This is a genomic window from Pseudomonas sp. CVAP#3 (genome assembly GCF_018986375.1).
In the GTDB taxonomy this organism is placed as follows: Bacteria; Pseudomonadota; Gammaproteobacteria; order Pseudomonadales; family Pseudomonadaceae; genus Aquipseudomonas; species Aquipseudomonas helvetica.
Genome location: NZ_JAHMSC010000005.1, coordinates 37,914 through 47,321, shown reverse-complemented (window position 1 = coordinate 47,321; position 9,408 = coordinate 37,914). Strand labels below are relative to the sequence as shown.

Sequence of the window (9,408 nt, the reverse complement as noted above, 5' to 3'; positions counted from 1 at the left end):
GTAAGCCGCGTGTTTAGCGTATTGCATCGTACTCAGCGCGACGGAAACCTGATGAGCGGCGAGGCAAAAAAATGAAAACCCTTTGTATTTAAAGGGTTTGCCATTGTGTCGTGCTTAATTACTACTGTGTCGGAGGTTATTATTCTATGTCAGACGTTATTATTCTATGCCCGTGTGAATTATTGAAAACCACGAGCTCCTGATCGCCGCAATGACTTACTCCACCGTCACCGATTTTGCCAGGTTACGCGGTTGGTCGACGTCAGTACCTTTAAGCACAGCGACGTAGTACGAGAGCAGTTGCAGCGGAATGGTGTAGAGGATCGGCGACAGGATGTCGTGGATGTGCGGCATGTTGACCACATGCGTGCCTTCGCCATTGCTCATGCCGGCTTTTTCGTCAGCAAACACAATCAGCTGACCACCACGGGCACGAACTTCCTGCAGGTTGGATTTCAACTTCTCCAACAGTTCGTTGTTCGGTGCCACCGTCACTACTGGCATGTCGTCGTCGACCAGCGCCAACGGGCCATGCTTGAGCTCGCCGGCCGGGTAGGCTTCAGCGTGGATGTAGGAGATTTCCTTGAGCTTCAGCGAGCCTTCCATCGCCACCGGGTACTGTGCGCCACGACCCAGGAACAGCGTGTGTTTCTTGTCGGCAAACAGCTCGGCGACTTTCTCCACAATGCTATCCATCGCCAGGGCTTCACCCAGACGAGTTGGCAAGCGACGAAGCTCTTCGACCAGTGTCGCTTCCACGCCTTCAGCCAAGGTGCCACGCACCTGACCCAGCGACAGGGTCAACAGCAGCAGCCCCACCAACTGAGTGGTGAATGCTTTGGTCGACGCCACACCGATTTCGCGACCGGCCTGGGTCAGCAGCGTCAGGTCGGACTCACGCACCAAGGAACTGATGCCGACGTTGCAGATCGCCAGGCTGGCAAGGAAACCCAACTCTTTGGCATTGCGCAGTGCAGCCAGGGTGTCAGCCGTTTCACCGGACTGAGAGATGGTCACGAACAACGAATCTGGCTGCACGACCACTTTGCGATAGCGAAATTCGCTGGCGACTTCGACCTGGCATGGGATCCCGGCAAGTTCTTCAAGCCAGTAACGCGCGACCATACCGGCGTGGTAACTGGTGCCGCAGGCGACGATCTGCACATTGCGGACCTTGGCAAACAGCTCGGCGGCTTGTGGGCCGAACGCTTGGACCAACACCTGATTCGGGCCAAGGCGGCCTTCAAGAGTGCGTTGCACGACCGACGGTTGCTCGTGGATTTCCTTGAGCATGTAGTGACGGAACTCGCCCTTCTCGGCGGACTCGGCACTGTCGCGGTACTGCACCGCGTCACGCTCGACAACGTTGCCGTCGATATCCCAGATCTGCACGCTGTCACGGCGGATCTCAGCGATGTCGCCTTCTTCCAGGTACATGAAACGGTCAGTGACCTGACGCAGTGCCAGTTGGTCGGAGGCGAGGAAGTTCTCGCCCAGACCCAGGCCGATCACCAACGGGCTACCACTGCGAGCTGCGACCAGACGATCCGGTTGCTGCGCGCTGATAACGGCCAGGCCGTAAGCGCCGTGCAACTCCTTGACGGTGGCCTTGAGGGCAACGGTCAGGTCGGGGAGGTCTTTGAGTTTGTGGTTCAGCAGGTGGGCAATGACTTCAGTATCGGTGTCCGAGGTGAACACGTAGCCCAGTGCCTTGAGCTGTTCACGCAGGGCTTCATGGTTTTCGATGATGCCGTTGTGCACCACCGCCAGATCACCGGAGAAATGCGGGTGAGCATTACGCTCGCAGGGTGCACCGTGAGTGGCCCAACGGGTGTGGGCGATGCCCAGACGGCCAACCAGCGGCTCTTGCGCCAGAGCTTGTTCCAGTTCGCTGACCTTACCCGGGCGACGCATGCGCTCGAGTTTCTCACCGTTGGTGTAAACCGCCACGCCGGCGCTGTCGTAGCCGCGGTATTCGAGGCGCTTCAGACCTTCGAGCAAAATAGCGGTGATATTACGTTCCGCGACTGCACCGACAATTCCACACATGCTATTTCTCCTGGCTGATTGCCGCGCAAATCACGTTAATGCCGCGGGCCTGAATCTGATCACGAGCCTCTTGCGGCAGGCGATCATCGGTAATAAGGGTATGGATGCTGCTCCATGGCAGCTCCAGGTTTGGAATCTTGCGGCCGATCTTGTCGGATTCGACCATCACGATCACTTCACGGGCCACGTCGGCCATCACTCGGCTTAGACCGAGCAATTCATTAAAGGTCGTGGTACCTCGTACCAGATCAATGCCATCGGCACCGATGAACAACTGATCAAAATCGTAAGAGCGCAGGACCTGCTCGGCGACCTGCCCCTGGAATGACTCGGAATGCGGGTCCCAGGTTCCCCCGGTCATCAACAGCACAGGCTCATGTTCAAGTTCGCTCAACGCATTGGCGACGTACAACGAATTGGTCATGACCACCAGGCCCGGCTGTTGGCCAAGTTGTAGAATCATTGCCGCCGTAGTGCTGCCACTGTCGATAATGATCCGCGCATGTTCGCGAATCCGCGCCACCGCCGCTTGGGCAATGGCTTGCTTGTACCGGGAAACCGGTTGGCTCGGGTCACTGACCAACTCTTGCGGCATGGTGATCGCACCGCCGTAACGGCGTAACAACAAGCCATTGCTTTCAAGTGCCGCCAGATCTTTGCGAATTGTAACTTCCGAGGTTTCAAAACGCTTGGCCAGTTCATCCACACTGACTTCGCCCTGTTCATTGAGCAAGGCAAGGATATTGTGACGACGTTGTGGTGTATTGCGCTTTGACATGAGTTGATAAGTTTCGATTCGAAAGATAACGAAAGCAATAAAAACCTATCGGCGAAACTTCGTCAAGCCGGCACTTAAAAAATATCTGTGGATAACCTATAAAAAGATCGCAGCCTGCGGCAGTTCCTACGAGATGGTGTAAACGAAATCACCGTAGGAACTGCCGCAGGCTGCGATCTCTTGATCTGACGATCTGTGGATAACTCAGCTCTTCTGGACTTTCACTGGACGCTTCCAGCCATCGATATTCTTCTGTCGAGCCCGACCAACGGCCAACTGGGACTTATCCACAGTCGAGGTAATCGTCGAACCCGCCGCAGTAGTCGCGCCGTCCAGGATATCCACAGGCGCTACCAACGAGTTGTTGGAGCCAATGAATACGTCTTCACCCAGGACGGTCTTCCACTTGTTGACGCCATCATAGTTGCAGGTGATGGTGCCGGCGCCAATGTTGGTCCGCGCGCCGACTTCGGCATCGCCCAGATAGGTCAGGTGGCCGGCCTTGGCACCTTCGCCCAGATGGGCATTCTTCAGCTCGACAAAGTTACCCACATGCGCGCGGGCTTCCAGCACAGTACCCGGACGCAAGCGCGCGAACGGACCGGCATCGCTACCCTCGCCCAATACCGCGCCTTCGATGTGGCTGTTGGCCTTGATGACCACGCCCTTGCGCAGGGTGCTGTCCTTGATCACGCAGTTCGGACCAATGACCACGTCGTCTTCGATGACCACACGGCCTTCGAGAATCACGTTGATGTCGATCAGCACATCACGGCCGACTGTCACGTCACCGCGCACATCAAACCGTGCCGGATCGCGCAACGTCACGCCCTGGGCCATCAGACGACGGCCTTCGCGCAACTGATAATGACGCTCCAGCTCTGCGAGCTGTTTGCGGTCGTTGGCGCCCTGCACTTCCATCGCGTCGTGAGGCTGCTCGGTGTCCACCACCAGACCGTCGCTGACTGCCATGGCAATCACGTCGGTCAGGTAATACTCGCCCTGCGCATTGTTGTTGGAGAGCCGGCTCATCCAGTCCCCCAGATGACTGGCCGGCACCGCCATAATGCCGGTGTTGCCTTCGGTAATCGTACGCTGGGCTTCACTGGCATCCTTGTGTTCGACGATAGCGGTCACCCGCCCATCAGCGTTGCGTACGATACGGCCATAACCCGTCGGGTCATCGAGTTCGACGGTCAACAGCCCCATCTGCAGCGGCGCCACAAGCTTGAGCAGGCGTTGCAGGGTCGGGACTTCGATCAGCGGCACGTCACCATAAAGGATTAATACGGTATCGGCGGTAATGAACGGCACAGCCTGGGCCACTGCGTGACCTGTGCCGAGTTGCTGGTCCTGCAACACGAAGTTCAAGTCATCTGCTGCCAGACGCTCGCGTACCACGTCGGCACCATGGCCGATCACCACGTGAATGCGCTGTGGATCAAGTTGGCGAGCGCTGTGGATAACATGGCCAAGCATGGAGTTCCCTGCCACCGGGTGAAGCACCTTTGGCAGCGCCGAACGCATGCGAGTGCCTTGACCGGCAGCGAGAATAACGATTTCTAGAGACATGACTGGCTACCAATCCTGGGAGGTCAGCGGCTGCGACCAAGAGGTAATTTGCAGAAAAAGAAAAAGGGTAGCCGAGGCTACCCTTTTTAATCAATCACACAACAAGCGGGAGACTTATCAGCCGCCGAACTTCTTGCGTATCTGCTGGACGGTGCGCAGCTGAGCTGTCGCCTCGGCCAGACGAGCGGCAGCGGAACCGTAGTCGAACTCGGCGCCTCTTTCATGCAAGGCCTTCTCAGCAGCCTGAACGGCTAGCTGAGCGGAGGCTTCGTCCAGGTCGGCAGCACGTTGCACGGTGTCGGCAAGAACCTTGACCATGTTCGGCTGAACCTCGAGGTAACCACCGGAGATGTAAAACACCTCGGTTTCCCCACCCTGTTTTATCAGGCGGATCGGACCTGGCTTGAGTTCAGTGATCAGCGGAGCGTGACCCAGAGCGATACCAAGATCACCTAGGCTGCCGTGCGCAATCACCATCTCGACCAGACCGGAAAAGATTTCTCCTTCCGCGCTGACGATATCGCAATGGACTGTCATAGCCATCTGCTTGCCTCAACCTGATTAGCGCCCGTTGCCGGGCGCCGGGATTACAGTTTCTTGGCTTTCTCGATCGCTTCTTCGATGCCGCCGACCATGTAGAACGCTTGTTCTGGCAGGTGGTCGTAGTCACCGTTGAGGATGCCTTTGAAGCCAGCAATGGTGTCTTTCAGGGAAACGTATTTACCCGATGCACCGGTGAAGACTTCAGCCACGAAGAACGGCTGCGACAAGAAGCGCTGGATCTTACGAGCGCGGGATACCAACTGCTTGTCGGTTTCCGACAGCTCGTCCATACCCAGGATCGCAATGATGTCCTTCAGTTCTTTGTAACGCTGCAGAACATACTGAACGCCGCGAGCGGTGTCGTAGTGGTCCTGACCGATCACGTTCGGGTCCAGCTGACGCGAAGTCGAATCCAGTGGATCTACCGCTGGGTAGATACCCAGGGAAGCGATGTCACGGGACAGAACGACGGTGGCGTCCAAGTGGGCGAAGGTGGTCGCTGGCGACGGGTCAGTCAAGTCATCCGCAGGTACGTATACCGCTTGGATCGAGGTGATCGAACCGTTTTTGGTGGAAGTGATGCGCTCTTGCAGAGTGCCCATCTCTTCAGCCAGGGTCGGCTGGTAACCTACTGCAGAAGGCATACGGCCCAGCAGTGCGGATACTTCAGTACCGGCCAGGGTGTAACGATAGATGTTGTCGACGAACAGCAGAACGTCGTTACCTTCGTCACGGAACTTCTCGGCCATGGTCAGGCCGGTCAGAGCTACGCGCAGACGGTTTCCCGGCGGCTCGTTCATCTGACCGTAAACCAGTGCCACTTTGTCCAGAACGTTGGAGTCCTTCATCTCGTGGTAGAAGTCGTTACCCTCACGAGTACGCTCACCCACACCGGCGAACACGGAATAACCGCTGTGCTCGATGGCGATGTTACGGATCAGTTCCATCATGTTTACGGTTTTGCCTACACCGGCACCACCGAACAGACCGACTTTACCGCCTTTGGCGAACGGGCAAACCAGGTCGATAACCTTGATGCCGGTTTCCAGCAGGTCATTGCCGCCAGCTTGTTCAGCGAAGGACGGTGCAGGACGGTGAATGCCCCAGCGTTCTTCGGTGTCAATCGGGCCAGCTTCGTCGATCGGGTTACCCAGTACGTCCATGATCCGGCCCAGGGTCGCTTTACCGACCGGTACGGAGATGGCTGCGCCGGAGTCCTTGACTTCCAGACCACGCTTCAAGCCCTCGGTGGAGCCCATCGCAATGGTACGAACCACGCCGTCGCCCAGCTGCTGCTGAACTTCAAGCGTAGTTCCGGCCGCGCTTTGTACTTCCAGCGCGTTGTAGATGCTCGGTACGCTGTCGCGTGGAAATTCCACGTCGATAACGGCGCCGATGATTTGAACGATACGTCCGCTACTCATAGCTGGATCCTCTGAATATTTGAACCGTTAAACCGCGGCAGCGCCGCCGACGATTTCCGAGATCTCTTGGGTGATCGCAGCCTGACGCGCCTTGTTGTAGATCAGCTGCAAATCGCTGATCAAGTCACCGGCGTTGTCGGTAGCGTTCTTCATTGCGATCATCCGCGCCGCTTGTTCAGCTGCGTTGTTCTCGACCACCGCTTGGTAGACCTGTGACTCCACGTAGCGGACCATCAAGCCGTCAAGCAGCTCCTTGGCATCCGGTTCGTAGAGATAGTCCCAGTGGTGCTTGAGTTCTTGATCCGGGGTCGCTACCAGTGGAATCAACTGCTCCACGGTAGGCTGTTGCGTCATGGTGTTGATGAACTTGTTGGACACCACGCACAGGCGGTCAATACGGCCGTCCAGGTAGGCATCCAGCATCACCTTGACGCTGCCGATCAGATCATTGATCGACGGCTCTTCACCCAGGTGGCTGATAGCTGCAACGACGTTACCGCCGAAGTTGCGGAAGAAAGCCGCACCTTTGCTACCAATCACGCACAGATCGATCTCGACGCCTTGTTCGCGGTTTACCGCCATGTCCTTGACCAAAGCCTTGAACAGGTTGGTGTTCAAGCCACCACACAGACCACGGTCACTGCTCACGACGACATAACCAACGCGCTTGATAGCACGCTCGATCATGAACGGGTGGCGATATTCCGGGTTAGCGTTGGCCAGATGACCAATAACCTGGCGGATGCGCTCCGCGTAAGGACGGCTAGCCGACATGCGCATTTGTGCCTTGCGCATTTTGCTGACCGCCACTTTTTCCATGGCGCTGGTAATTTTTTGCGTGCTTTTGATGCTCGCAATCTTACTGCGAATCTCTTTTGCGCCTGCCATGTAACACCTATCAGGTTAGCAAGCGGGAGCCTCTCGGCCCCCGCTGCGGCTTACCAGGTTTGGGTGGCCTTGAACTTCTCGATACCGGCTTTCAGGCCAGCGTCGATTTCGTCATTGAAGTCACCCTTCACGTTGATCTTCGCCATCAATTCGGCGTGATCGCGGTTGAAGTAAGCAATCATCGCCTGCTCGAAGCTACCGATTTTTGGAATCTCGATGTCTACCAGGAAGCCACGTTCAGCGGCATACAGGGACAACGACATGTCGGCAATGGACATCGGCGCATATTGCTTCTGCTTCATCAGCTCGGTAACGCGCTGACCATGCTCAAGCTGCTTGCGAGTGGCTTCGTCCAGGTCAGAAGCGAACTGGGCGAATGCAGCCAGTTCACGGTACTGAGCCAGAGCGGTACGGATACCACCGGAAAGCTTCTTGATGATCTTGGTCTGAGCGGCACCACCCACACGGGATACCGAAACACCGGCGTTCACTGCAGGACGGATCCCGGAGTTGAACATGGCCGATTCCAGGAAGATCTGACCGTCGGTGATCGAAATCACGTTGGTCGGAACGAACGCGGAAACGTCGCCAGCCTGGGTTTCAATGATTGGAAGAGCGGTCAAGGAACCGGTCTTGCCAGTCACGGCACCGTTAGTGAACTTCTCTACGTACTCTTCCGAAACGCGGGATGCGCGCTCCAGCAGACGGGAGTGGAGATAGAACACGTCGCCTGGGTAGGCTTCACGGCCTGGTGGACGGCGCAGCAGCAGGGAAATCTGGCGGTAAGCCACTGCTTGCTTGGACAGATCGTCATAAACGATCAGCGCGTCTTCACCGCGGTCGCGGAAATATTCGCCCATGGTGCAACCGGAGTACGGTGCCAGGAATTGCAGCGCAGCCGATTCCGAAGCACTGGCAGCTACGACGATGGTGTTAGCCAAGGCGCCGTTTTCTTCCAGCTTGCGAACCACGTTGGCGATGGTCGATTGTTTCTGACCGATAGCAACGTAGACGCAGAAGATGCCGCTGTCTTTCTGGTTGATGATCGCGTCGATCGCCAGAGCAGTTTTACCGATCTGACGGTCACCGATGATCAGCTCACGCTGGCCACGGCCGACAGGGATCATGGCATCAACAGCCTTGTAGCCAGTCTGTACAGGCTGGTCTACCGACTTACGCCAGATCACGCCCGGAGCAACTTTCTCGACCGCATCGGTCTCGGTGTTGTTCAGCGGACCTTTACCGTCAACTGGGTTACCCAGTGCATCGACTACGCGACCCAGCAGTTCCTTACCAACCGGAACTTCGAGGATGCGGCCAGTGCACTTGGCGCTCATGCCTTCAGCCAGAGTCTGGTAAGAGCCCAATACAACGGCACCTACAGAGTCTTGCTCCAGGTTGAGGGCCATACCGTAGACGCCGCCCGGAAACTCGATCATCTCGCCGTACATAACGTCGGCCAGACCGTGAATCCGCACGATGCCGTCAGATACGCTGACGACAGTGCCTTCGTTACGGGCTTGGGAGGTCACATCGAGCTTTTCGATGCGGCCCTTGATAATTTCACTTATTTCGGAAGGATTGAGTTGCTGCATTGCTCTGCTGCCCCTTCAAACTCAAGATTTCAATGCTTCGGCAAGGTTCGCGAGTTTGCCGCGAACCGAGCCATCGATAACCAGGTCGCCGGCGCGGATGACAATGCCCCCTATCAGGGATTTGTCTTCCTCGACTTGCAGGCGCACTTCCCGGTTGAGTCGTGCACTGAGAACCTTGGCGAGTTTGTCTTGCTGTTCTTGGTTCAACGCGAAAGCACTGGTCACTTCAACGTCTACCGACTTCTCTTGTTCGGCCTTGTACAGGTCGAACAGAGCGGATATCTCCGGCAAAAGCGGGAGACGGTCGTTTTCGGCAACGACGTTGATGAAGTTCTGTGCCTTGGCATCAAACTTGTCGCCGCACACGTCAATAAACGTGGCGGCCTTGTCTGCGCTCGTCAGTCGCGGGGCCTTGAGCACGCGCTGCATGGTGTCGTCTTGCGACACTGCTGCAGCCAGGCCGAGCATGGCTGACCAAGAGGCCAGTTGCTGGTGGGCCTGGGCGTGCTCGAAGGCTGCCTTAGCGTAAGGTCGGGCCAACGTGGTCAGTTCTGCCATG

At 56.9% G+C, this 9,408-nt stretch carries 8 protein-coding genes; all 8 read right to left on the bottom strand.

What is annotated here, in order from left to right; translation table 11 throughout:
- Positions 1-216: 216 nt before the first annotated feature.
- Positions 217-2,049 (bottom strand): glutamine--fructose-6-phosphate transaminase (isomerizing), encoded by a 1,833-nt coding sequence (glmS, locus tag KRR23_RS10835; RefSeq protein WP_216742490.1) that lies wholly within the window; start codon positions 2,047-2,049, stop codon positions 217-219.
- Between the two features lies 1 nt (position 2,050).
- Positions 2,051-2,827 (bottom strand): DeoR/GlpR family DNA-binding transcription regulator, encoded by a 777-nt coding sequence (locus tag KRR23_RS10830; protein ID WP_216742489.1) that lies wholly within the window; start codon positions 2,825-2,827, stop codon positions 2,051-2,053.
- A 204-nt stretch (positions 2,828-3,031) separates the two neighbouring features.
- Complete coding sequence (glmU, locus tag KRR23_RS10825; RefSeq protein WP_216742488.1) at positions 3,032-4,399, bottom strand: bifunctional UDP-N-acetylglucosamine diphosphorylase/glucosamine-1-phosphate N-acetyltransferase GlmU; 1,368 nt, start codon at positions 4,397-4,399, stop codon at positions 3,032-3,034.
- 117 nt (positions 4,400-4,516) lie between these two features.
- Complete coding sequence (locus tag KRR23_RS10820; protein ID WP_216742487.1) at positions 4,517-4,942, bottom strand: F0F1 ATP synthase subunit epsilon; 426 nt, start codon at positions 4,940-4,942, stop codon at positions 4,517-4,519.
- A gap of 44 nt (positions 4,943-4,986) precedes the next feature.
- Positions 4,987-6,366 carry a F0F1 ATP synthase subunit beta gene (gene atpD / locus KRR23_RS10815; RefSeq protein WP_019694391.1) on the bottom strand — a complete coding sequence of 460 codons (1,380 nt, stop codon included), beginning with the start codon at positions 6,364-6,366 and terminating at the stop codon, positions 4,987-4,989.
- 27 nt (positions 6,367-6,393) lie between these two features.
- Positions 6,394-7,254, bottom strand: a complete 861-nt coding sequence (gene atpG, locus KRR23_RS10810; RefSeq protein WP_054594852.1) for a F0F1 ATP synthase subunit gamma — start codon at positions 7,252-7,254, stop codon at positions 6,394-6,396.
- Positions 7,255-7,304: 50 nt separating this feature from the next.
- The gene (atpA, locus tag KRR23_RS10805; RefSeq protein WP_054594853.1) at positions 7,305-8,849 is read right to left on the bottom strand and encodes a F0F1 ATP synthase subunit alpha; all 1,545 of its coding nucleotides are present in this window, start codon (positions 8,847-8,849) and stop codon (positions 7,305-7,307) included.
- 21 nt (positions 8,850-8,870) lie between these two features.
- On the bottom strand, positions 8,871-9,407 hold the full coding sequence (locus KRR23_RS10800) for a F0F1 ATP synthase subunit delta (protein WP_054594854.1): 537 nt from the start codon (positions 9,405-9,407) through the stop codon (positions 8,871-8,873).
- Position 9,408 lies beyond the last annotated feature (1 nt).